The sequence below is a fragment of the Arthrobacter sp. BC5 genome (assembly GCF_056680255.1).
This window is the reverse complement of sequence record NZ_CM155273.1, coordinates 3,105,002-3,126,560: the sequence shown is the minus strand read 5'-3', so window position 1 is coordinate 3,126,560 and position 21,559 is coordinate 3,105,002. Positions and strand designations below refer to the sequence as shown.

The following is a 21,559-nucleotide window of genomic DNA, read 5'->3' as shown; positions in this document are numbered from 1 at the left end:
TCGGCCCTAGGAGACGGCCTGGCGCGCCCTGGCCCCGGCGTGCGTCCCCGGCAGGGCCTTCCGCGTGGTACCCGTGTACTGCGCGTGGATCACCGCCGCCATGAGCAGCGACGCCCCGAGCATGTGCAGTGCCACGAGGACGATCGGCAGGTGCAGGAAGTGCTGCGTGTAGCCGATGGCCCCCTGCACCAGCACGACGGCGGCGAGGATCCCGAGTGCCTTGCGCAGTTTCGCGTGGACCGGCGAGCGGTAGGCGACGACCAGAGCAAGGGCCACCGTGGCGACGAGCAGGTACACGGGGAGGGCGTGCAGGCGCGTCACGAGGTCCGGGTCGAGCCCGTTGCGTGCGGCGCCATGGTCCCCTGCATGAGGTCCGGAGCCGGTCACGACCACCCCCAGCACGATGGCGATCGAGGTCAGGACGGTGGCCGTGACGAGCAGCTGGCGCAGCAGGGGCGAGGCGGCCGGGGATCGCTCCGCGCGGTACTGCTCCGTCGAGAGTCGGGCGCGATTGACGAGCAGGGTCGCCAGGGCGACCAGGATCATCGAGACGAGGAAGTGCAGGCCCACGATCCAGGGGTTCAGTCCCGTCCAGACGGTGATGCCGCCGATCACGGCCTGCGCGGGGATGCCCAGGAAGAGGCCGATCGACAGGCGGAAGAGGTCCCGGCGCTCCCGCCGCATACCCAGCACGGAGACGATCATGGCGACGGCGATCAGCACGAGCACGAACGTCAGGAGCCTGTTCCCGAACTCGATGACGCCGTGGAAGCCCATCTCGGGCGTGGTGACGATGGAGTCCGGCGTGCAGCGAGGCCACTCCGGGCAGCCCAGGCCGGAGGCGGTGAGCCTCACGGCGCCGCCCGTCACGACGATGGCGATCTGCGAGACGAGTGAGGCGATCGCCAGTCGGCGGACGACCGGCGTCGTGGTCCGGGGGAGCCGTCCGTTGATGCGGGAGAGCGTGGGAAGGGTCATGGTGGTCAGCTCCATTTGAACCAGCGGATGGCCGCCAGGCCGGCGAGGGCGGCCCAGGCGAGGAGCACCAGGCACGCGATGGGGTCGAGGGTCCCGTCCACCAGGGCGGTCCGCAGCCCGTCGCCGAGGGCGGCGGACGGGAGCACGGAGACGAACGGCTCGGCGGCAGCGGGGAGGCTCGTCGCCGGGATGATCACGCCGCCGGCTGCGGCGAGCAGGATCCAGACGAGGTTGGTGACGGCCAGCGTGGCCTCCGGGCGGAGGGTGCCCGCGACGAGCAGTCCGAGGGCGGTGAAGGAAGCGGAGCCGATGAGCAGCAGGAACACCGCCGGCAGGATCCCCGCCGCCTGCGGCGACCACCCCATCAGCAGGGCGGCGCCACCGATGACCACGAGCTGGACGGCGAGGACGGTGGCGACGGCGACGGCCTTGCCGAGGATCAGGCCGGACCGCCCGAGCGGCGTCGTCGACAGGAAGCGGAGCACTCCGTACCGGCGGTCGAAGCCCGTGGCGATGCCCTGGCCCGTGAAGGCGGTGGACATGGTGCACAGGGCCAGGACGCCCGGGGCCGCGATGTCGATCCGACTGGATCCGTAGGCATCGAGCAGCGGCGTGATGACGAGGGCCGTGAGCGCCAGCAGGGGCAGGACGATCGCCAGCACCAGCTGCTCGCCGTTGCGGAGCATGGCCAGGGCCTCGTACGCGCCGTGACGAAGGACGCGGACCGGCAGGGGTGCCGCTGTCCCGCCGCTCGCGGCTGTCGCGGTCCCGGCGGGGGAGCCGGCAGGGGGTGCTGCACCGGTGGTCATCGGATGCTCCGTCCGGAGATGTCGAGGAACACGTCCTCGAGTGAGCGCGGCGCCATGGAGATTGCCGAGGGCATGACTCCGCACGCGGCCCACCACTGGGCCAGCCGCGCGACGTCGGAGGCGGTGATCGACCCGCGCACGACGTACTGTCCGGGGTCGGTCTCGCGCTGGTGCAGGTGGGGGAGGAGATCGGCCGGGAGCGTGAGGCCCGGCAGCGTCTCGAAGCGCAGCTCGCGCATCCCCTCGGTGTCCTTGTCCGCGGTCAGCGCCGCGACGGTCCCCTCGGCGACGGTGCGACCACCCTCGATGATGTAGACGTAGTCGGCGAGCTTCTGCGCGTCGTCGAGCAAATGCGTGGTGAGGATGACGGCGAGGCCGTCGGCGCGCAGTTCCTTGACGAGGTCGAACACGATGGTGCGGGACTGCGGGTCGAGACCGGCGCTCGGTTCGTCGAGGAACACGACCTCGGGGCGGCCCACGAGGGCGCACGCGAGCGCCAGCCGCTGCTTCTGCCCGCCCGAGAGCCTGCGGATGGAGACGGCACCGAACGCGTCGAGTCCGAGGCGTTCGGCGAGCGCGTCCACGGGGAGGGGCGAGTGGTACATGGAGGCGACATGCCGCAGCAGGGCCATCGGCCGGACCGACGGGGGGAGCCCGCCGTCCTGCAGCATGACGCCGACGCGGGCGCGGAGATCGGGGGTCGCACGGTAGGGGTCCTCGCCGAGGAGGCGCACCACGCCGCCGTCCGCGCGCTGCAGACCCTGCGCACACTCGAGCGTCGTCGTCTTGCCGGCGCCGTTCGCTCCGAGGAGCACCGTGATGGCCCCGTGCGAGGCACTCAGGCTGACGCCGTCGAGCACGCGCACCATCCGCCCGTCGAGCGAGCCGACCGGACCGAAATCCTTGATCAGGCCGTCGATCTCGAGGGCGGGGGCAGTTGTCGGCACCCCAGTATTCTACGTCAGGTAGTAGTGCTCCCGGAGGCCCTGATGGGTAGCCTCGCCTAAGTGGTGGGGCGGAATACATTAGGTCATGCTTATGTTGTGTATTTTGTCGCCAACGGGAGGAATGGACTGTGACCGCATCGCCCCGCGCCGCCGGTTCCGCGGCAGTCCGTCGTGTCCCCGACGCAGGACGCGCCATGGTGGACACCGTTGCCCGGCCAGTGGACCTCACGGCCCAGATCGTCTCGCCGGATCCGGACGAGCGCACGCGTGACCGCGTCCTGTCCGCCGTGCTCGAACGGGGTCCGGTCAGCGCCGCCGAACTGGGCGACTGCCTCGGCTTCACCCCCGCCGCCATGCGCCGGCACCTCGACGCACTCTCCGCCGACGGCCTGATCGAGGTCAAGCGGGTGCGCAGTTCAGCCTCCGGAGCCGGCCGTCCCGCCCGGCGCTACGTGCTGAGCCGGCGTGGGCAGACCAAGCTGGGTGATGACTACCTCGACATAGCGACGGCCGCGCTGGCGCAGCTCGGCGCGGCTGCGGGCCCGGAGGCCATCGAGGACTTCGCCCGCACCCGGTTCGCGGGCATGGAGGAGCGCTACCGCCCCATCGTGGAGGCGGCCGGACCCGATCTCGAAGCACGCGCCCACGCACTCGCGGGCGCCCTGACGACCGACGGATTCGTCGGCTCCACCAAGACGGTGGGCATGCCGCAGGAACGCGCGGGCCGGAGCACGCCTGCCGCGCGTCCCGTCATGCTGAGCGTCCAGTTGTGCCAGGGTCACTGCCCCATCCAGGGGCTCGCTTCGGCGTTCCCCGCGTTCTGCGAGCAGGAGACCGATGTGTTCGCCCGGCTCCTCGGCGTCGACGTCCGCCGCCTCTCCACCCTGGCCGGCGGCGGCCATGTCTGCACCACCCACATACCCCTGGGACGGACGACGGCGGCTTCCGCCGCACCGGCCGGCCCCGCCGCTCCCGGGACCGCCTCGCCGGCGGCCCCGGAAGCGGCGGATCCCAGCAGCCCAGCAACGTTATCCATCCATCAGCAAGGAAGGCCATGATGACGGATCAAGTAGACCGCAAGCCAGCCGCGTCCCCAGTGCCGGAGTCGGTGATCAGCGACATCCTGGAGAAGAACCCGGAGCTCGAGGGCATCGGCACCTACCAGTACGGGTGGGCCGACAAGAACGAGGCCAGCGACAACGCCCGCCGGGGACTGAGCGAGGAGGTCGTCCGCGACATCTCCGCGAAGAAGAACGAGCCCGAGTGGATGCTCGATCTCCGCCTCAAGGGCCTGAAGTACTTCGACCGCAAGCCGATGCCCGCCTGGGGCGCCGACCTCTCCGGCATCGACTTCGACAACATCAAGTACTTCGTGCGCTCCACGGAGAAGCAGGCGAACACGTGGGAGGACCTCCCCGAGGACATCCGCAACACGTACGAGAAGCTCGGCATCCCCGAGGCCGAGCGTGCGCGCCTGGTGTCCGGCGTCGCCGCCCAGTACGAGTCCGAGGTGGTCTACCACCAGCTCCGCGAGGACCTCGAGCGCCAGGGCGTCATCTTCCTGGACACGGACACCGCGCTGCGCGAGCACCCGGAGATCTTCAAGGAGTACTTCGGCACGATCATTCCCGTGGGCGACAACAAGTTCGCCTCGCTGAACACGGCCGTGTGGTCCGGCGGCTCGTTCGTGTACGTACCCAAGGGCGTCCACGTGGAGATCCCCCTGCAGGCCTACTTCCGCATCAACACGGAGAACATGGGCCAGTTCGAGCGCACGCTGATCATCGCGGACGAGGACTCGTACGTGCACTACATCGAGGGCTGCACCGCCCCGATCTACACGTCCGACTCGCTGCACTCCGCCGTCGTCGAGATCGTGGTGAAGAAGGGCGCCCGCGTCCGCTACACCACCATCCAGAACTGGTCGAACAACGTGTACAACCTCGTGACCAAGCGCGCCATCGCGCACGAGGGCGCGACCATGGAGTGGATCGACGGCAACATCGGGTCGAAGGTCACCATGAAGTACCCGGCCGTCTACCTGGTCGGCGAGCACGCCAAGGGCGAGACGCTCTCCATCGCCTTCGCCGGCGAGGGACAGCACCAGGACACCGGATCGAAGATGGTGCACATCGCACCGAACACGAAGTCCTCGATCATCTCGAAGTCGGTCGCCCGGGGTGGCGGACGCGCAGCCTACCGTGGACTCGTCCAGGTGCGGGACGGCGCGAAGCATTCCGCGAACACCGTGCGCTGCGATGCGCTGCTGGTGGACACCATCTCGCGTTCGGACACGTACCCGTACGTGGACATCCGCGAGGACGACGTCACCATGGGCCACGAGGCCACCGTGTCGCGTGTCAGCGAGGAGCAGCTGTTCTACCTGATGTCCCGCGGGCTTCCCGAGGACGAGGCCATGGCCATGATCGTGCGCGGCTTCATCGAGCCGATCGCGCGGGAACTGCCCATGGAGTACGCGCTCGAGCTGAACCGGCTGATCGAACTGCAGATGGAAGGGGCCGTAGGCTAGCGATGGCTGAGACCACCCACACCGAAATTTCACCCGACACCGCCCGCGAGGACGAGGTCACCGATCTCGGCGACCTCGACGAGAAGGCCCGCCTCGGCGCCCCCTCGGGCGCCTCGACCGCGATCGACGGGCTCACGGAGGAGGGCGAAAGCCTCTCCTCGCGCAACACCGGCTCCGCGCAGCTCGGCCTGAAGAAGCACAGCCACGGCAACGCCCCCGTGGTGCCCGAGGCATCACGCGGGGAGCGCCGCAGGTCCTTCGATCTCGCCGACTTCCCGACGCTGACCGGACTCGAGGAGGACTGGCGGTTCACCCCCCTGAAGCGGCTCCGCGGCCTGCACACCGATGACCTGACGGGTGCGGCTCCCGCAGTCGAGGTCACGGGAGCGGGGAACGTCACCGTCGAGACGGTCGACCGCGACGACGCCCGCCTGGGCACCGCGGCCACCCCCGAGGATCGCGTCTCGGCAGCCGCCTGGAACGCCTTCACCACGGCGACGGTCATCACCATCCCCAAGGAGACGGTGGCCGACGGCGAGGTCATGGTCAGCGTCACCGGGTCGGCGTCCGAGGCATCGGCGCAGCACATCCTGATCAACGCCGAGGCGTTCTCGAAGGCCGTCATCGTGCTGGACCACTCCGGTGCCGCGACGCTCGCCCAGAACGTCGAGATCATCGTCGGCGACGGAGCGGAGCTCACGGTCGTCAGCGTCCAGGAATGGGACGACGACGCGGTGCACGTGTCCTCGCAGCAGGCGAAGGTGGGCCGGGACGCCCGCTACAAGCACGTGGTCGTCAGCCTCGGCGGAGACCTGGTGCGTCTGACGCCGTCGTCGATCTTCACCGCCACGGGCGCGGAGGTCGAGATGTACGGACTGTACTTCGCCGACGCGGGCCAGCACCTCGAGCAGCGCCTCCTGGTGGACCACGCCGTCCCGAACTGCAAGTCCCGCGTCACCTACAAGGGCGCCCTGCAGGGCGCCGACGCGCACACCGTGTGGGTCGGCGACGTCCTGATCCGCAAGGCCGCCGAGGGCACGGACACCTACGAGACCAACCGCAACCTGATCCTCACGGACGGCGCGCGCTCGGACTCCGTCCCGAACCTGGAGATCGAGACCGGCCTGATCGAGGGTGCCGGCCACGCCAGTGCCACCGGACGGTTCGACGACGAGCACCTCTTCTACCTGATGGCACGCGGCATCCCCGAGAAGGCCGCACGCCGCCTCGTGGTGCGCGGCTTCCTCACCGAGGTCATCCAGCAGATCAAGGTGCCGTCCCTGGAGGAGCGTCTCTCCGAGTCCCTCGAGCGCGAGCTCGCGGCAGGAAACCTCTGATGGCGGACGCTCCCCGCGGCGAGCTCATCTGCGATGTCGACGACATCCAGGTGAAGCAGGCGCTGCGCGTGCTGATCGACGACTATCCCGTCGTGATCGTCCGCGACTCCGACGGCGAGATCCATGCGCTCGGCGACACCTGCTCGCACGCGGACATCTCGCTGTCCGAGGGCGACGTCGAAGGATGCGCCATCGAGTGCTGGGGCCACGGTTCCCAGTTCGACCTGCGCAGCGGCCAGCCGCTCCAGCTCCCGGCGTACGAGCCCGTCCCGGTGTTCGCGCTCGAGATCCATGACGGCAGCGTCTATGTCGATATCACGACAGTCACCAACGGAGCTCCCGCCCCGCAGTTCGGCTAGCGCCGCCGTCCCCGCACTTCCTGCACATTTCCTGCACAGCAGGCGAAGGAGAACAGAACACGATGTCCACACTTGAAATCAAGGACCTGCACGTCAGCATCGACACCGAGCAGGGCAACATCCCCATCCTCAAGGGCGTCACGCTGACGATCAACACCGGCGAGACCCACGCGATCATGGGCCCGAACGGTTCCGGCAAGTCCACCCTGGCGTCGACGATCGCCGGGCACCCCCGCTACAAGGTCGACAGCGGGTCGATCACGCTCGACGGCGAGGACGTCCTGTCCATGAGCGTCGACGAGCGTGCACGGGCCGGTCTCTTCCTGGCCATGCAGTACCCGGTGGAGGTCCCCGGCGTCACGATGACCAACTTCCTGCGCACGGCGAAGACCGCCCTCGACGGCGAAGCACCGAGCCTGCGGCACTGGACCAAGGACGTCAAGACGGCCATGGCACAGCTGCGCATCGACGCCGATTTCGCCCAGCGCAACGTCAACGAAGGCTTCTCCGGCGGCGAGAAGAAGCGCGTCGAGATCCTCCAGCTCGAACTCTTCCGCCCGAAGTTCGCGATCCTCGACGAAACCGACTCCGGCCTCGACGTGGACGCCCTCAAGGTCGTCTCCGAGGGAGTCAACCGTGAGCACTCGAAGGGTGAGATGGGCACGCTGCTCATCACGCACTACACGCGGATCCTGCGCTACATCAAGCCGGACTTCGTCCACGTGTTCGTGGCCGGGCGGATCGCCGAGGAGGGTGGGCCGGAACTGGCCGACCGCCTCGAGGAAGAGGGCTACGATCGGTTCACGGCCCAGGCCGGGGCCGAAGCCTAGGACCATCCCGGCACGTGCGCGTGCCACCCTGTATGAAGGTCGCGTGAAAGGAAGAGTTCGATGAGTGATGTGCAGCAGGCGCAGACCGCGCTGGATGACATCGAGGAAGCGCTGCGGGACGTGATCGACCCGGAGCTCGGGGTGAACGTCGTCGACCTCGGGCTCCTCTACGGCCTGACATATGCGGAGGACGGCGCCCTCCTGATCGACATGACCCTCACCACCGCCGCGTGCCCCCTGACCGACGTGCTCGAGGAGCAGGTGGGCCAGGCGCTGGACGGCGTGGTCGACGAGTGGCGGTTGAACTGGGTGTGGATGCCGCCATGGGGTCCCGAGAAGATCACCGAGGACGGCCGCGACCAGATGCGGGCCCTCGGCTTCAACATCTGAGCGGTCCGGCAGCAGTACGGGAGGGCGGTTCCAGTGGCGGCTGGCACCGCCCTTCCGGCGTCTCCGGCCCCGGTTCCGAGGTGACCTTCGGCCCTGGTCGTCGTGCAGTGGCCGTCCTACGGTGGGTCAGAGGCAACCTACCAGACGGGACACGCGATGGCCGCAGTAGAGGTCCGGGACCTCCGGAAGTCGTACGACGACGTCGTGGTGGTCGACGGGGTCTCGTTCGTGGTGGAACCCGGGGAGGTGTTCGCACTGCTCGGGCCGAACGGCGCCGGCAAGACGACGACGGTAGAGATCCTGGAGGGACACCGACGCGCTGACTCCGGCGCGGTGTCGGTGCTCGGGTTCGATCCGGCGATGCACGAGCGCGGGTTCCTCGAGCGGATCGGAATCGTGCTCCAGGATGCCGGCTTCGACGAGGACTTCACCGTCGCCGAGCTCCTGAACCTGCAGCGCGGACTGTACCCGCGCCGGCTGGCGGTGGATGCGCTGATCGATCAGGTGGGGCTCGCCGAGAAGCGGAACGCGCGGGTAAAGACCCTCTCGGGCGGCCAGCGTCGCCGGCTCGATCTCGCGCTCGGCCTGGTCGGAGATCCCGAGATGCTCTTCCTCGACGAACCGACCACGGGCTTCGACCCGTCCGCACGACATCACGCGTGGGAGCTGGTGGAGGGCCTGCGAGACCTGGGGAAGACCGTCCTCCTGACGACGCACTACCTCGACGAGGCGGAACATCTCGCCGATCGCGTGGCCGTCATGGTCCAGGGCCGCATCGTGGCGATGGGGACACCGGCGGACCTGACGTCCGGGCAGCGCGGCGTCGTGGTCTCCTTCCGGATACCGCGGGGAGTTCCCGTGACGAGTCTTCCGGAACTCGGCTGCCCGCCGGTCCCCGATGGTGCGGGGTGGACGCTGTCCACGGTGCACCCTGCGGCGGTGCTCCATGCCCTCTCGGGCTGGGCGCTCGGGCACGGGATCGAACTGCCTGCGCTCGAAGTCCGCCGTCCCTCGCTCGAGGACGCCTACCTTGCGCTCGTCGGCCCCGCGGGCGGAGCGGAGCGGGAGGACGCCGCAGCCCCGGGGGGCCGGGCATGATCGGCGAGGCATCTGCTGCCGGCCGGGCAGTCTCCGTCCGCATCGCCCGTGACCAGCTGGTGCACGCCCTGCGCGCGCTGTGGCGGACGCAGGTGGTGCTGATCTTCACCTTCGCGATGCCCCTGCTCTGGCTGCTCGTGGTCGGACTGCTCGCCGGCAACGACGCCGTGGGCGAGGACGGCGTGCGGGTCATGCAGTTCGCGGCACCGACCGCGATCGCGATGGGTACCTTCTACGCCACCCTGCCCCCGGTGGCGATCTCCGTGGCGGAGGCCCGGGAGCGCGGTGTGCTGAAGCGCCTGCGCGGAACGCCCCTTCCCGCCTGGTGCTATTTCTTCGGGCAGATCGGCGCCGCGCTGCTGTTCGCGCTGGGCTCGCTCGTGGTGACGGTGCTGCTCGCCGTTCTGCTGTACGAGGTCCGTCTGCGCCCGGAGACGCTCCTCGCCACGGTCGTCACCCTGGTCCTCGGGGGGATGGCGTTCTCGGCCGTCGGCCTCGCGATCGGATCGCTGAGCCCGTCCGCGTCCATCGCCGAGGCCGCTTCCATCGGGGCGGCCGTGGTGCTCTCCTTCATCTCGGGGCTCTTCTTCGTGGGTGGAGCCCTGCCGGCCTGGCTCGACGACGTTGCGTCGGTGTTCCCGCTGAAACCGTACGCCGACTCCCTGCAGGACCAGTTCAACCCCTTCCTGCCAGGAGACGGCTGGCACCCTGCGAAGCTCGCGGTCATCGCGGCCTGGCTCCTCGTCGGCACCCTGGTCAGCCTGCGTGCCTTCCGGTGGGAGGGCTCCCGCGCCGCCGGCGCCCCACGTCGGCCGTCCAGGGCGTTGTCAACCGCGGGTGCGTCCGCGGGTGCGTCGCCGGACGAACCCAGGACGACCGAGGTCCGCCGGCCCTCCGCCCTCGCGCTCCTCGAGCATCAGGCGGGGGCGGCGCTGCGTGGCACGGTGCGGCGGCCGGGTGATGTGTTCTTCTCGGTCGTCCTGCCCGTCGGTCTCTTCACGCTGCTGGTGACCGTCCAGCCGAGCGACACGACGGCCGATGGCCGACCTGCGGTACTGGTCATCGGTGCCAGCATGGTCACGTGGGGTGCGGGCGTCGCCATGTTCATGAACCTCTCGGAGAGTGTCGCCCGCGCCCGCGATTCCGGCCAGCTCAAGCGCATGCGCGGAACACCGCTGACGGCCGTGGAATACCTTGCCGGGAGGACCGTCGCGGCCTTCACGCTCACGGTGGTCATCCTTGCCGCCATCCTCCTGCTCGGAGCGGTGGCATACGGCCTTCGGATCGGCCCGGCCGGGCTGCTGCTCGGGCTGGTGGTCCTCCTGCTCGGTTCCGTCTGCCTGGCGGCGTGCGGGTTACTGCTGGCCACCCTGGTGCCGAACGCACGGGCTGTCGGCACTGTCGGCCTGGTCCTCCTCTTCCTCCTCTCCTTCTTCTCGGACGTCTTCCTGAACGACGGACCGGAATGGATGGGTAGTGTCGGGTCGCTCTTCCCGCTCAAGCACCTGCAGAACGGGCTGGTCGCGGCATGGGACGTGGCGGGGGCCGAGGTGCCGTGGCTGGACATCCTCGTGCTGGCGTCGTGGACGGCCGCCGCCGGGGTGCTCGCGGCGCGTCGGTTCCGCTGGGAGCCCGTGAGGGCGTGAGCCGCCGACCGTCCGGGTGCAGCACGCGATCGCCGGACGTGCGCCCGACGGGCGGACCGGCGGGCGGACCGGCGGGGGTCCGATCACCGCGCCCGGCACGGGGAGTAGGCTCTCGATCGTGAGCAGGTGGCCCGGACTGAGCACGGCCGACGTGCTGGACCGGAGGGCCCGGGGGCTCGTCAACACCCGGCCCGACACGACCGGGCGGTCGATCGTCCGCATCCTGCAGGCCAATGTGCTCACCCTCTTCAACGCGGTCGTCGGTGGCTGCTTCCTGGCGCTGCTGCTGCTCGGAGCGTGGCAGGACGCCCTCTTCGGGGTCTTCGTCGTCGCGAACACGCTCATCGGCGTGGTGCAGGAGTTCACGGCCAGGCGCACCCTGATGCGCCTGGCCGTGCTCAACGCCCCGCGGGCGCTCGTGCGCCGTGACGGCGTCGACACCGAATGCGCCGTCGCCGCCGTCGTCCTCGACGACCTGCTCGTCCTGCGACCCGGGGAGCAGGTGCCGGCGGACGCCGAGATCGTCGAATGCCGGGAACTGGAGGTCGACGAGTCCCTGCTCACGGGCGAAGCGGCTCCCGTGGCCGTGCCGATCGGGCGTGAGGTGCTGAGCGGATCGACCATCGCCGCCGGTGCGGGGTTGGCACGCGTCGTCCGCGTCGGAGCCGAGGCGTATGCGGCGCGCATCACCTCGGAAGCCCGGCAGTTCTCACTCGTCGACAGCGAGCTGCGGCGCTCGATCGGTCGCGTCATCCGTTGGATCTCGCTCGGCCTGCTCCCGGTCACGGCGATCGTGCTCAACGGCCAGATGCAGGCCGTCGGCGGATGGTCCGCCGCACTGTCGAGCGAGGGGTGGCGCGGGGCCACCATCGCAGCGGTCGCGAGCATCATCGCGATGGTGCCGGCCGGCCTGGTGTTCATGACATCCGTGGCGCTCGCCGTCGGCGCGGCCCGGCTGGCCCGGCGGCGGGTGCTGCTCCACGAACTCGCCGCCGTGGAGGGACTGGCACGCGTGGACGTACTGTGCGTGGACAAGACCGGAACGCTGACGGAGGGCCTGTTCGCCCTGGACCGGCTGGAGCCGGTGGACGGGGCCCCCGACGGGTGGCAGCGGGCGCTCGCCTGGTTCGGCAGCGACCCGGCGGCGAACGCGACCGCGCTGGCCGTCGGAGCCGGGGATCTCGGCGGAGCGACCGCAGCGGCCCCTCCGGATGCGACGGTGCCGTTCTCGAGCCGCCACAAATGGAGCGGCGCCCATTTCCCGGCCGGCAGCATGCGTGGCTCCTGGGTCCTCGGCGGAGCGGATGTTGTGCTGGGCGGAGCCGGCCACGGGGACGGCATGGCCGATCGGGCCGCAGCGACCGCCGCCTCGGGAGGCAGGACACTGGTTCTGGCGCACTCGCTCCTGCCGTTCCCCGCGAGCACGGACGCGAAGGAGCCGGTCCTGCCGGACGAACTGCGGCCGGTCGCGATGGTGGTCCTCCGCGAGCGTGTCCGTGCTGATGCCGCGCAGACGATCCGCTACTTCGGCGAGCAGGGCGTGCGGGTGATCGTCATCTCCGGTGATGATCCGGGTACCGTCCTCGCAGTCGCCCGAGAGGTGGGGCTCCCCGGCGAGCTGAACGGCGTCGACGCTCGGACGCTCCCCGGCGAGCGGGAAGCACTCGCCGACGTCCTCGCGACCGAGAGCGTCTTCGGCCGGGTCACCCCGGACCAGAAGAAGGACATGGTGCTCGCGCTGCAGTCGCTCGGTCACACCGTGGCGATGACCGGGGACGGCATCAACGACACCCTGGCACTCAAGCACGCCGATCTGGGCATCGCGATGGGATCCGGCGCGCCGGCAGCGAGGGCCGTAGCCAACCTCGTGCTGCTCGACGGAGCATTTTCGGCGCTTCCCGGCATCGTGGCGGAGGGCAGGCAGGTGATCGCGAATGTCGAGCGGGTCGCCAAGCTCTTCCTGTCCAAGACCGTCTACGCGGTGCTGCTCGCCCTGGTCTTCGGGGCGCTTCTCTGGCCCTTCCCGTTCCTGCCACGGCAGCTGTCCGTCGTCGACGGGCTCACGATCGGTCTCCCGGCCCTGGTGCTCGCCCTCCTCCCGAACTCCCCGCGGTACCGCCCGGGGTTCCTGCGGAGGGTGGCGCGGTTGTGCGTGCCGTCCGGCGCCGTGGTGGCCTTCGCGGTGATCGGGGCCGTCGCGTACACCCATGCAGGAGTCGGCGCGCCGATCGACGATGTCCGGACGACGGCCGTCATCACGCTCACGCTCAGCGCGATGTGGGTGCTCGTCGTCCTCGCCCGACCCTTGACCAGGGTCACGGCGGGCATCGTCCTCGGCGCCTACGGCGGTTTCGTCCTGGTCCTGTCCCTGCCGGACGCCCGGACCTTCCTCGAACTCGGGGTGCCCTCGCCGGAGCTGGTATCCGTTGCCGTCGGCGTGTCCGTCGTCGCCAGCCTGGTCCTCGAGGTCGTGCACCGCGCCATCCGGCCCTGACCCGCTCCCCGGCACCACCACGGCCGCTTCGGCGCGCCGCCTATGCGTCCGGCACGTCGTCGGGGTCGTCCTCGTCGTGGTCGCCGAGGCCCCTCGCCGCAAGCGCCTCACCCGTCCGGTGCGCGTACGCGACCGCGCCGACGACCAGCGGGGTGACGGCCACGCGGGGACTGCGTTCGAGTCCGCGCGCCCGTGCCGCTTCCCGGACGTCCACGGAGAGTCCCGCGAGGTAGGGGATGCTCCTCAGCATGATCGACAGGGCCAGGGCGAACCGTTCCGGATCGGCGCCGACCGCCCGGAAGGGACGCACGAGGCGGACGACGCCGTCGAGCAGGACCTGCGTGGGAGTGGTGAGTGTCAGGGCCCGCGCTGCGAGCAGGCACGCGGTGATCCCGCCCACCACGACGAAGGCACGCAGCCAATCCTGCGCGATGCCCTGGTAGAGCGCGAGGACAGCGAGGACCGGCGCGGCCGGCAGCAGCATCCGCAGGATCCTCGCGGGAGGTACGTGCGCACCGGCCACCAGGGCGGCGAGGGCCACCACCAGGGCGACGGCGGTCGACGGTGGGGAGCGCCAGCCGACCACGGCGACGGCACAGGCGAGGGAGGCCCCCGCCTTGAGGGCCAGGGGCGCGCGGTACAGGAAGCCCCGGCCGGGTTCATAGAGGCCGAGCGTGCTCCCGAAGCCCCTCATGGGTGCTCCGGGCCGGGCACGGCAGCCAGGTTCCGGTACCGTGCGACGGCCTCGTGCGGTTCGCCGTCGAAGACGACCCTGCCGCCGTCGATCACGAGAGTCCGATCGCTCTCGAGGGCGAACTCGAGGTTGTGGGTGGTGAAGACGACCTGCTGGGGGAGCCCTCCGATGAGCGCCCGGACGCGCGCGTCGTTGCGCAGGTCGAGCAGCGTGGTCGGTTCGTCCGCGACGAGGACCCGCGGTTCTACCGCGAGGACGACGGCGAGGGCGAGGATCTGCCGCTCGCCACCGGAGAGATCGTAGATGCTGCGGTCCGCGAGATGCTCGAGGCCGAAGCGATGCAGGAGGTCTTCGGCGCGCTGCCGGCGATCGGCTGCGGGCAGTTTCCTGGTACGGAGGGACAGTTCCACGTCCTCGCGCCCGGTGGGCATCACGAGCTGCGACAGGGGATCCGTGAAGACGAAACCGACGGTACGGCGCACGGCACTGCCCGCGGTCCTGGTATCCCTGCCGAACACCGCGACCGACCCCCTGGACGGGACGAGGAGCCCGTTGACGAGTCGCAGGAGGGTGGACTTGCCGGATCCGTTGGGCCCGATCACGGAGACCCGCTGCTCGGACAGGGTCAGCGTCAGTGGATGGAGGAGGGTCCGCTCGCCGTCGTCCGTGCGGACCTCCGCATTCCGGAACTCGATCACGCAGTGGGCCGCTGCCCGGCAAGGAGCCGCGGGAAGGCACGGTGGACCGATACCGCGATCACCGCTGCGAGGACGTTCTTGAGCACGTCACCGGGGAGGTAGGCGGCGTCGACGACGATCGCGTCCTGAAGGGGCAGCCCCGCATTGACCATGAGGCCCGCCACGCCCAGCGGATGGATGGTGAGCAGGCTCGCAGCGAGGCAGGCGAGGAAGAGGAGTCCGCTCCGGAACCGCGTCGCCCTGCGGACGACGACCACGGCCAGCAACCCGGCGACGAGGGCCGCGAGGGGGAAGGCCAGGAGGTATCCGGCCGATGGCCCGGCCAGGACCGCGAAGCCTCCGCTGAAACCGCTGAAGACCGGCAGGCCGATCAGTCCGGCGGCGAGGTACAGGAGGACGGCGGCCGCTCCGCGCGCAGGGCCGAGCACGATGCCGGCGAGCATCACCCCGAGGGTCTGGAGCGTGATGGGCACCCCGAGCGGGCCGACCGGGATACCGGGTAAGATTGCAAGGGCGGCAATGAGGGCGGCGAAGACCGCGACCAGCGAGAGATCGGTGGTATCCCACCGATCTCTGGACGACGGCCGGCTGCTGCCGGTCGATCCGGCAAGGGTTTCCTCGGCTGGCTGCATGGCACACGCTCCTTCAGCAGCGGGCCGGAGTCGCACCGGCCGATCCGGTGATTTGTCGGCTTCCTCCAGCTGTTACTGCTTCTGTACCGAGACTAGCGCCGGTCAACCGGGGATCCCTTGTGGGATTCCTACAACAAAACGCCGTCTCTGGCACCATCGAAAGGCCTCACCGTGATCAATGTATCGAACCTCGAGCTCCGGGCCGGCGCCCGCCTGCTCATGGACGAGGTGTCCTTCCGCGTGGACAAGGGCGACAAGATCGGACTCGTGGGACGCAACGGCGCCGGCAAGACGACGCTCACCAAGGTGCTGGCGGGGGAGTCGCTGCCGGCAGGCGGAAACGTGACCCGCTCGGGCGAGATCGGCTACCTGCCGCAGGACCCGCGCACCCCGAACATGGAGCAGCTCGCCCGCGACCGCATCCTCTCGGCACGCAACCTCGACGCCGTCGTCGGGGAGTTGCGCCAGGCGCAGGAGGACATGGCGAGCGAGAAGACCTCCGTCCGGAACAAGGCGATGGCCCGCTACGACCGCATCGAGGCCGCCTTCCTGGCCGGTGGCGGCTACGCCGCCGAGGCCGAGGCGGCGTCCATCTCCTCGAACCTCGCGCTGCCCGAGCGCATCCTCAACCAGCCCCTCAAGACCCTCTCCGGCGGCCAGCGCCGGCGCGTGGAGCTCGCCCGGATCCTCTTCTCGGGCGCGGAGACCATGCTCCTCGACGAGCCGACCAACCACCTCGACGCCGATTCCATCACCTGGCTGCGGGACTTCCTGAAGAACCACCAGGGCGGGCTGATCGTGATCAGCCACGACGTGGAGCTGCTCGAGGCCACGGTGAACAAGGTGTTCCAGCTGGATGCGAACCGAGCGACGATCGACATCTACAACATGGGCTGGAAGCGCTACCAGCAGCAACGCGAGACGGACGAGCGGGCGCGCAAGCGTGAACGCGCGAATGCCGAGAAGAAGGCGCAGGTCCTCATGGACCAGGCCAACAAGATGCGCGCGAAGGCCTCGAAGGCCGTCGCGGCGCAGAACATGGCCAAGCGCGCCGAACGCCTGCTCGGCGGGCTCGACGCCGTCCGTGCCTCGGACCGTGTGGCCGCCCTGCGTTTCCCGGAGCCGTCCCCCTGTGGCAAGACGCCCATGACGGCGGAGGGGCTCAGCAAGTCCTACGGCTCGCTCGAGATCTTCACCGACGTCGACCTCGCGATCGATCGCGGTTCCAAGGTGGTGATCCTCGGACTCAACGGTGCAGGGAAGACGACGCTGCTACGAATGCTGGCGGGCGTGGACACGCCCGATACGGGGAAGGTCATCGCGGGGCACGGCCTCAAGGTCGGGTACTACGCCCAGGAGCACGAGACCCTGGACACACAGCGCACGGTCCTCGAGAACATGAAGTCCTCGGCACCGGACATGCAGGACGCGGAGGTCCGCGGCATCCTCGGTTCGTTCCTCTTCTCGGGCGATGACGTCAACAAGCCGGCCGGGGTGCTCTCCGGTGGGGAGAAGACGCGGTTGGCCCTCGCCACGATCGTCGCGTCCTCCGCCAACGTGCTGCTGCTGGACGAGCCCACGAACAACCTTGATCCGGCCAGCCGCGCCGAGATCCTTGGAGCGCTCAAGAACTACAGCGGCGCCGTGGTCATGGTCAGCCACGACGAGGGCGCCGTCGACGCGCTGGACCCGGAGCGGGTGGTCCTCCTGCCTGACGGCGTGGAGGACCTGTGGAACCAGGATTACCTGGAGCTCGTCACCCTGGCCTAGGTCCGGTATCCCGGCCGCCTGACTCCGTCGTCACGCCGATTCGATCTATTCGAGCGCGTGCAGGGGGCGCCTCCGCCCGTGCACGGCGGCCTCGAGGGACACCGCCTGATCTGCCGACCTCTGTTCACCGAACCGCCGCCCGGCTCCTCGACAGCAAGCACTGAAGTGATGTGAGGTGCCGTGCTGTACTGACCGGAGAAGTTGATCGAGCGGCTCACCCGCCCCGACCGTGCACCGGTCCGGCGTTCGCCGGCGGTTCTCCGACCTCCTGGATCGTGTGGCCGCTGCAGGCAGTCCCGGTGACCGTGGCCCGCTCGATGCGCGACACGGTGAACCATCGCATCGCGTTGCGCAGTCGGCACCACCCGACCAGGTACCACTGGCCGTTCGTGGAGGCGAACAGCACGGGTTCGACGTCGCGGGTGGTCGTGGTCCCGCCCCTCGAGGTGTAGCGAAGACGAACCACCCGCTGCTCGGTCATCGCCTCCTCCAGCGAGGACCTGATCCTGCGCGAAGAGGTGGGGGGCGCATCGACCCAGACGCGGCCGGCCAGCTCATCGGCTCCCGCCCGGGCCCGGGGATCGAGGACGTCCAGGATCTTATGGATCCCGGCCGCTGCCAGATCGGCGTAGGGAGCATCAGGCGCGGCGGACACGGCCGCCATGAGCGCCACGGCCTGTGCCGGAGACAGGCTGACAGGCGGCAGGGACGCACCGTCGGCCAATCCGTAGCCACCGCCCGGACCGGGGCGCGACCATACGGGGGCGCCGCTGATCTCGAGCGCGGCGAGGTCCCTCTTGACCGTGCGCACCGACACGCCGAACTCTCGTGCCAGCCGTTCGGCAGAGCACCCCCGGGTTCCGTGACGGCGCAGCATCTCGGACAGGGCATGGAGGCGCTCCGCCCGCTTCACCGCCCCGCCCCCAGTAAATTCATGACACAGATAGTGACATACACCTGACCGCAGCGCCTGTCAGGGTGATGGCATGACACCTACGACGAGCAGTCCGACCATCCTTCTCATCGCCGGTCACTGGCTGGGCGCCTGGGCGTGGGATGAAGTCCTCGAACACCTGAGAACCGACCACTCCCGTGCCATCGCGATGACGCTGCCCGGCCTCGATGCGGACGATCCCGGGCGGGCGACGAAGACGCTCGACGATCAGGCCGCAGCGATTGAAGCCGTCCTCACCCGGGTTGGTGTCTCCGAGGATCAGCCGGCAACCCTCGTCGCCCACAGTGGAGCGAACGCCCCCGTCAGCCTCGTCCTCGACCGGCATCCCGAGCTCGTTCATCGGGTGGTGTGGGTCGACTCCGGCCCTGTGGCGACAGGAAGCGTCTTCGCCCCGGACCTTCCGAAGGGGCTGGAGGATCTTCCGCTGCCGTCCTTCGACGTCCTCGCACGGCAGGCGAGCCTCGACGGCCTGAGCGCAGAGGTCCTCGAGCGCTTCCGGGCACGGGCCGTCCCTGAGCCCGGCCCCGTGCTTCGCGGGCCCGTCGAGCTCACGAACGATGCCCGCCGCACGGTGCGGACCACCCTCGTGTGCTGCTCGATCCCGAGCGCGCAGGTGCTGGAGCTGGCCCGCGCAGGCCACGCCATGTTCGCCGAAGTCGCGCAGCTCGAGCACCTCGACGTCATCGACCTCCCGACGGGCCATTGGCCCATGTGGAGCCGTCCCCGCGACCTCGCCGAGGCCATCCACTCGGCGGGGTAGGCCGGGCGGGGCCCGACCGGTCCTCGCGCCCACATCACGAGCCGGACAGGACGATCGATCGATCGACGGGTCCGGTCAGGACACCTAGCGGATGCCCTGCGCATCGAGGATGGCGTCCTCTTCTTCTTCCGAGGACGGACGACGGCGCTGCCGGGCCGGGCGCTCGGGAGCGGTCCCGGCCTGTTCTGCATCACTCCTGCGCTGCTGGCGCGCGGCGTAGCCCAGCCCGACGAACGCCAGTACGCCGAATGCGAACCACTGCATGGAGTAGGAGAGGTGCGGCCCTTCATCGACGGAGGGCTTGGGCGCGGCCACCGGCGTCTGTGCCGCCGCCGGCCGCTCGAGTGCCAGGAGTCCGTAAGCGGCATCCTGCAACGGGTAGTCCAACCGCTCCGCGAGTGACGGTAGGTCGATCGACGCGACCTGGCCCTCCGGGGCGCCGCGGTTGACCGCGGGCTCGCCCGGCTTCATCCGGGCGGTGACCTCGACCCGGCCGGAGGGCGGTGCGGGGATCTCGTCCGGCCGTCCCGCTTCGACATTGCCGATGGGCAACCAGCCGCGGTCGATCACGACCGCTGTGCCGTCGTCGAGCCTGAGCGGCGTGAGTACCTCGTAGCCGGGCTGGCCGTTCATCGGCCGGTTCCGCACGACGACCTGCTGAGCGACGTCGTACGTCCCGGTGAAGGTGACGGGCGTCCACTCGCGGGCCGGGTCGTACCTGTCGAAGCCGTTCACGCCCGGCACGTAGCGCTCGGGCGCGGCATCGTAGTTCGCCTCGATGCGGTGGATGTTCTCCACGACCGCCTCACGGCGGTCCAGTTGCCAGCGACCGAGGCCGACGCAGCCGGCGGCCAGGACCAGGACCATGGCGAGCCAGCCGAGCCAACGCGCGGAGAAGAGGAAGCGGTACACCTAGCGGGTCTCCATCGGTCGGTCGGCGTTCAGGGGGAGCGTCTCCTTCCAGAGTCCGCGGTTCCGCAGGTACTCCTCGAACCACCCGACATGGGCGGGGCACGATGCCCAGGCCTTCCTGCGCTCCGCGGTATGGATGCGGGGGTTGTTCCACAGCACCTGCCACTCGGCATCGTTCCGGCAGCCCTTGCGCGAACACACAGGACTCCCGTGCCGCCCGCCCTGCGGTGTCGCGAACAGGCCGAGACCCGCGGGCGGCAGGCCGCCCGCGGGTCCCGGAACCGGTGGGACGTCAGGCATCGGCATTCGTGGGCCGGACCGGTGCGGCTGCATGCGAGCCGTACTGCGCCGGCCCGGTGTCGTCCAGGATCTCTCCGCTGAGGACGTCGTCGCCGTCCTCTGGATCGGAGGCCACCACCCGTGCTTCGATCTCACGGACCGGGGCGCGGTCGATCAGCGCATCGCTGTGTCGGATATTGCTGGTGTCGCTGCCGCCGTTGGCGACGATCACGGCGAAGTACGGCAGGAATACCGCTCCGGCGATCATCACCCACTGCAGCCATACGTAGGGCACGACGAAGACCAGGACGAAACAGACGAGACGGATACTCATCGAGACGGTGTACCGGATCATTCGTGTGCGCATTTCCTCGCTGTGTGATTCACGAGCGTCGGAGATGCTGTGGACGTCTGTGTTGTGCTTCGTTTGTTTACTCATCACACTCCAAGAAGACTCCCTCCATTGTCTCACTCCGGGTCCCGTTCCCGAAGTCGAGGGATGCGCCGCTAGGATCGTCGGGATAGTTTGACGGGTAGCCGCGGACAGGGTCCGAGGGGCGGTTGCGCCCCGCCGGATCGTCCGCCGGATCGCCGGGCTCGAACTGGACATCGAACAACGTGGACCCCTTCCGGCCCGCAGATAGAGGAGTTTCCCCTTGGCATCTGGTGCAGACAGCAAGACGACGGCGTCCGGCCGCAGCGTCCTCATTACGGGAGGCAACCGGGGTATCGGCCTTGCCATCGCCAAGGTATTCGTAGCCAACGGCGACAAGGTTGCCATCACGTACCGAAGTGGTGACGTCCCCGACGGGATGCTCGGCGTCAAGGCCGATGTCACGAGCGAGGAGCAGATCGACGCGGCGTTCTCGCAGGTCGAGGCGGAGCACGGGCCCGTGGAGGTCCTCGTCGCGAACGCGGGCATCACGCGGGACACGCTGCTCATGCGCATGACGGAGAGCGACTTCACCGACGTCATCGACACCAACCTCACGGGCGCGTTCCGCGTGGTCAAGCGGGCGTCCCGCGGGATGATCAGGATGAAGCGCGGCCGCGTCATCCTGATCTCGAGCGTCACGGGGCTGTACGGAGCACCAGGGCAGATCAACTACTCCGCGTCGAAGGCAGGGCTCGTGGGCATCGCCCGATCGCTGACGCGCGAGCTCGGCTCGCGTGGCATCACGGCCAACGTCGTGGCCCCCGGATTCATCGACACCGACATGACCGCGGAACTGCCGGAGGATACCCGCAAGAGCTACCTCGCCACCATCCCCGCCGGCCGCTTCGCCTCCCCGGAGGAGGTCGCCGGTGTCGTCTCATGGCTGGCCGGTGCCGACGCCGGGTACATCTCCGGTGCGGTCATCCCCGTGGACGGCGGCCTCGGGATGGGGCACTGAGGTCCAGCCAGCAGCAACCGCCAGCACCCAGCACACAGCACCGTCCA

At 69.6% G+C, this 21,559-nt stretch carries 22 protein-coding genes; 12 read left to right on the top strand and 10 right to left on the bottom strand.

Annotated elements, in window-relative coordinates; all coding sequences use genetic code 11:
* Window positions 1–6: 6 nt before the first annotated feature.
* The 3 genes from AC1MFI_RS14645 to AC1MFI_RS14635 are packed head-to-tail and all read right to left on the bottom strand — an operon-like array spanning window position 7 to window position 2,734.
* Window positions 7–978, bottom strand: coding sequence for a COX15/CtaA family protein (locus tag AC1MFI_RS14645; protein ID WP_479817780.1), 972 nt, complete (start codon window positions 976–978; stop codon window positions 7–9).
* Between the two features lie 5 nt (window positions 979–983).
* On the bottom strand, window positions 984–1,787 hold the full coding sequence (locus AC1MFI_RS14640) for an ABC transporter permease (RefSeq protein WP_479817779.1): 804 nt from the start codon (window positions 1,785–1,787) through the stop codon (window positions 984–986).
* The gene (locus tag AC1MFI_RS14635) at window positions 1,784–2,734 is read right to left on the bottom strand and encodes an ABC transporter ATP-binding protein (RefSeq protein WP_479817778.1); all 951 of its coding nucleotides are present in this window, start codon (window positions 2,732–2,734) and stop codon (window positions 1,784–1,786) included. The genes AC1MFI_RS14640 and AC1MFI_RS14635 overlap by 4 nt, the downstream gene beginning before the upstream one ends.
* A gap of 194 nt (window positions 2,735–2,928) precedes the next feature.
* Here AC1MFI_RS14635 and AC1MFI_RS14630 point away from each other — a divergent pair, with 194 nt between their 5' ends.
* From AC1MFI_RS14630 to AC1MFI_RS14590, 9 genes are all read left to right on the top strand, one after another.
* The gene (locus AC1MFI_RS14630) at window positions 2,929–3,792 is read left to right on the top strand and encodes a helix-turn-helix transcriptional regulator (protein ID WP_479820900.1); all 864 of its coding nucleotides are present in this window, start codon (window positions 2,929–2,931) and stop codon (window positions 3,790–3,792) included.
* A complete protein-coding gene (sufB, locus tag AC1MFI_RS14625) occupies window positions 3,792–5,264 on the top strand; it encodes a Fe-S cluster assembly protein SufB (RefSeq protein WP_479817777.1) in 1,473 nt (490 codons plus the stop codon). The genes AC1MFI_RS14630 and sufB overlap by 1 nt, the downstream gene beginning before the upstream one ends.
* 2 nt (window positions 5,265–5,266) lie before the next feature.
* Complete coding sequence (gene sufD / locus AC1MFI_RS14620) at window positions 5,267–6,601, top strand: Fe-S cluster assembly protein SufD (RefSeq protein WP_479817776.1); 1,335 nt, start codon at window positions 5,267–5,269, stop codon at window positions 6,599–6,601.
* Window positions 6,601–6,960, top strand: coding sequence for a non-heme iron oxygenase ferredoxin subunit (locus tag AC1MFI_RS14615; RefSeq protein WP_400484099.1), 360 nt, complete (start codon window positions 6,601–6,603; stop codon window positions 6,958–6,960). The genes sufD and AC1MFI_RS14615 overlap by 1 nt, the downstream gene beginning before the upstream one ends.
* A 62-nt stretch (window positions 6,961–7,022) precedes the next feature.
* Window positions 7,023–7,790, top strand: coding sequence for a Fe-S cluster assembly ATPase SufC (sufC, locus tag AC1MFI_RS14610; protein ID WP_400484098.1), 768 nt, complete (start codon window positions 7,023–7,025; stop codon window positions 7,788–7,790).
* Window positions 7,791–7,850: 60 nt separating this feature from the next.
* Window positions 7,851–8,180 (top strand): metal-sulfur cluster assembly factor, encoded by a 330-nt coding sequence (locus AC1MFI_RS14605; RefSeq protein ID WP_400484097.1) that lies wholly within the window; start codon window positions 7,851–7,853, stop codon window positions 8,178–8,180.
* A 156-nt stretch (window positions 8,181–8,336) separates the two neighbouring features.
* The gene (locus AC1MFI_RS14600; protein ID WP_479817773.1) at window positions 8,337–9,278 is read left to right on the top strand and encodes an ABC transporter ATP-binding protein; all 942 of its coding nucleotides are present in this window, start codon (window positions 8,337–8,339) and stop codon (window positions 9,276–9,278) included.
* On the top strand, window positions 9,275–10,924 hold the full coding sequence (locus AC1MFI_RS14595; RefSeq protein ID WP_479817772.1) for an ABC transporter permease: 1,650 nt from the start codon (window positions 9,275–9,277) through the stop codon (window positions 10,922–10,924). The genes AC1MFI_RS14600 and AC1MFI_RS14595 overlap by 4 nt, the downstream gene beginning before the upstream one ends.
* Before the next feature lie 118 nt (window positions 10,925–11,042).
* Window positions 11,043–13,418: an HAD-IC family P-type ATPase gene (locus AC1MFI_RS14590; RefSeq protein ID WP_479817771.1), complete on the top strand. Its 2,376-nt coding sequence runs from the start codon at window positions 11,043–11,045 to the stop codon at window positions 13,416–13,418.
* Window positions 13,419–13,458: 40 nt separating this feature from the next.
* On the opposite strand, the gene AC1MFI_RS14585 is transcribed toward AC1MFI_RS14590, so the two are convergent.
* Genes AC1MFI_RS14585 through AC1MFI_RS14575 form a run of 3 tightly spaced genes read right to left on the bottom strand, consistent with a single transcriptional unit; the run spans window position 13,459 to window position 15,442 of the window.
* Window positions 13,459–14,112, bottom strand: coding sequence for an energy-coupling factor transporter transmembrane component T family protein (locus AC1MFI_RS14585; protein ID WP_479817769.1), 654 nt, complete (start codon window positions 14,110–14,112; stop codon window positions 13,459–13,461).
* Complete coding sequence (locus AC1MFI_RS14580; RefSeq protein ID WP_479817767.1) at window positions 14,109–14,810, bottom strand: energy-coupling factor ABC transporter ATP-binding protein; 702 nt, start codon at window positions 14,808–14,810, stop codon at window positions 14,109–14,111. The genes AC1MFI_RS14585 and AC1MFI_RS14580 overlap by 4 nt, the downstream gene beginning before the upstream one ends.
* Window positions 14,807–15,442 (bottom strand): biotin transporter BioY, encoded by a 636-nt coding sequence (locus AC1MFI_RS14575; protein ID WP_479817766.1) that lies wholly within the window; start codon window positions 15,440–15,442, stop codon window positions 14,807–14,809. Before AC1MFI_RS14575 ends, AC1MFI_RS14580 begins: the two co-directional genes overlap by 4 nt.
* A gap of 171 nt (window positions 15,443–15,613) precedes the next feature.
* Here AC1MFI_RS14575 and AC1MFI_RS14570 point away from each other — a divergent pair, with 171 nt between their 5' ends.
* Entirely contained in the window at window positions 15,614–17,212 is a 1,599-nt protein-coding gene (locus tag AC1MFI_RS14570; RefSeq protein ID WP_479817765.1) for an ABC-F family ATP-binding cassette domain-containing protein, read from the top strand.
* 214 nt (window positions 17,213–17,426) lie between these two features.
* Here the strand turns inward: AC1MFI_RS14570 and AC1MFI_RS14565 are convergent, their stop codons facing one another.
* Window positions 17,427–18,125, bottom strand: a complete 699-nt coding sequence (locus tag AC1MFI_RS14565; RefSeq protein ID WP_479817764.1) for a helix-turn-helix transcriptional regulator — start codon at window positions 18,123–18,125, stop codon at window positions 17,427–17,429.
* A 73-nt stretch (window positions 18,126–18,198) separates the two neighbouring features.
* On the opposite strand from AC1MFI_RS14565, the gene AC1MFI_RS14560 reads away from it, so the two are divergent.
* The gene (locus AC1MFI_RS14560; RefSeq protein WP_479817763.1) at window positions 18,199–18,927 is read left to right on the top strand and encodes an alpha/beta fold hydrolase; all 729 of its coding nucleotides are present in this window, start codon (window positions 18,199–18,201) and stop codon (window positions 18,925–18,927) included.
* Window positions 18,928–19,011: 84 nt separating this feature from the next.
* On the opposite strand, the gene AC1MFI_RS14555 is transcribed toward AC1MFI_RS14560, so the two are convergent.
* Genes AC1MFI_RS14555 through AC1MFI_RS14545 form a run of 3 tightly spaced genes read right to left on the bottom strand, consistent with a single transcriptional unit; the run spans window position 19,012 to window position 20,557 of the window.
* The gene (locus tag AC1MFI_RS14555; RefSeq protein WP_479817762.1) at window positions 19,012–19,839 is read right to left on the bottom strand and encodes an SURF1 family cytochrome oxidase biogenesis protein; all 828 of its coding nucleotides are present in this window, start codon (window positions 19,837–19,839) and stop codon (window positions 19,012–19,014) included.
* The gene (locus AC1MFI_RS14550; RefSeq protein WP_479817761.1) at window positions 19,840–20,139 is read right to left on the bottom strand and encodes a hypothetical protein; all 300 of its coding nucleotides are present in this window, start codon (window positions 20,137–20,139) and stop codon (window positions 19,840–19,842) included.
* Window positions 20,132–20,557 (bottom strand): DUF3099 domain-containing protein, encoded by a 426-nt coding sequence (locus AC1MFI_RS14545; protein WP_479817760.1) that lies wholly within the window; start codon window positions 20,555–20,557, stop codon window positions 20,132–20,134. The genes AC1MFI_RS14550 and AC1MFI_RS14545 overlap by 8 nt, the downstream gene beginning before the upstream one ends.
* A gap of 217 nt (window positions 20,558–20,774) precedes the next feature.
* Between AC1MFI_RS14545 and fabG the strand changes: the two genes are divergently transcribed.
* Complete coding sequence (gene fabG / locus AC1MFI_RS14540) at window positions 20,775–21,512, top strand: 3-oxoacyl-ACP reductase FabG (protein WP_479817759.1); 738 nt, start codon at window positions 20,775–20,777, stop codon at window positions 21,510–21,512.
* The last annotated feature ends 47 nt before the right edge of the window (window positions 21,513–21,559 follow it).